The organism is Streptomyces sp. NRRL WC-3549, assembly GCF_000721935.1.
In the GTDB taxonomy this organism is placed as follows: domain Bacteria; phylum Actinomycetota; class Actinomycetes; order Streptomycetales; family Streptomycetaceae; genus Streptomyces.
Genome location: NZ_KL585388.1, coordinates 168191 through 169681, shown reverse-complemented (window position 1 = coordinate 169681; position 1491 = coordinate 168191). Strand labels below are relative to the sequence as shown.

Below are 1491 nucleotides of genomic sequence, written 5' to 3'. Positions count from 1 at the left end.
CCGGCCCCCGCCCCGCCCCCGCCGAATCTCCCCGTCCCCCGCTCCCTGTCCCCCGTCCCCCGTAGCCCGCCCCCCGGGCCCCGGCCTTACGTGGGTCAGTTCTGCGAGCGCCTGCGGGCGAGGACCGTCGCTCCGGCGCCGGCGGCCAGCAGCAGGGCCGCGCCGCCCGCGATGTACGGGGTGGAGGAGCTGGAGCCCGTCTCGGCGAGGTCGCCGGTGCCGGACGCCTGGGCCTTGCCGGTGCCGGTCTGGGTCTTCACGTCGCCGATCTCGTCACCCTTGCCGGCGCTGTCGCCACCGGTGCCGCCCTCGTCCCCGGAACCACCGCTCTCCGACCCGCCGTTGTCAGAACCGCCGTTGCCCGAGCCCCCGTTGTCGGAACCGCCGTTCTCGGAGCCGCCGTTCCCCGACCCGGCGTTCCCGGACCCGCCGTCGTCCGAGCCACCGCCCTTCGGCGTCTCGCAGGTCGCCTCGGCCAGCGTGACCTCCCCCTCCACCTCGGCGACGTTGAGGGCGAGCGGGTTCACCGACACCCGGAGCTGGAGAGCCGTCGCGGCGGCCGTGCTCGTGGTGGTGGCGGTCTTCGACAGGTCGAGGGTGACCGAACCGACGCCCGGGACGTCGACGTCCGTCGTGCCGCCCGAGGAGAGGGTGACCCGCTTGCCGAGCACCGAGACGTGACCCAGCACGTTCGACTCGGCGACCGGCTTCTTCCCCGTCTCGCACAGGGCCTTGGAGGTGACCTTCTCCAGCTCGATCAGGGACAGTTTCGGCAGACCGGGCACGTGCACCCGGGCGTTGGCGAGGTTGGTGTGTCCCTCGGCCTTCCGCTCGTCCACGGTGGCGTCGGCCGTGGCGACGTCGGCCCTCAGCACCCGCACCGGGCGCCCCTGTTCGGCCCCGTCGAGCTCCACGCTGAGCGCCGTCTTCTCCGCGCTGGCCGGGGCCTGCACCTCGTTGAGCGTGGCCCTGAGCGGCAGTTGGACCGACTTGCTGAGGAGCGAGACGTCGAGCCCGGTGCGCAGCACGACGGCGCTCGCCTTTCCGTGGCCGTCGGCCGGGGCGGCCGGAACGGTCGCGGTGGCTGCCTGCGCGGGGACGGCGACCAGCAGGGCGACGGGCGCGGCGGCGACCGCCAGGGCGGCCAGGCGGAAGGTGTTGCTGTTCAAGATGGTGGAACCCCCACAAGAGACATGGAGCCACCGGCACCGCCCAATGGGGGACATCGCGGGCGCCGGTGGCCTCGACTCCGTGAATCTTTACGCACGGAGGGTGAACTGACAGACACCTGGAGTCAGTTCACTCCAAAGGGAGGTTTCCGCGTACGTATTCGAATCTTTCGGCACGAGAGTTCCCCGGAGTCACCCGTTTCACCGAGCGTGGACGGCGCACCGGCCACCCTGGCCCACCGAGGCACGAGAGTGCCCAACGAGCCGGGGTGGCCCGGGGTCACCCGCGGTCAACACCGCGCCCTCGCCCCGGCTCCGGCCC

1 protein-coding gene is annotated in these 1491 nt (G+C 72.8%); it reads right to left on the bottom strand.

Going from position 1 to position 1491, the window contains the following annotated elements; translation table 11 throughout:
- Positions 1-95 precede the first annotated feature (95 nt).
- On the bottom strand, positions 96-1169 hold the full coding sequence (locus IH13_RS0107270) for an SCO1860 family LAETG-anchored protein (RefSeq protein ID WP_031082100.1): 1074 nt from the start codon (positions 1167-1169) through the stop codon (positions 96-98).
- Between the last annotated feature and the right edge of the window lie 322 nt (positions 1170-1491).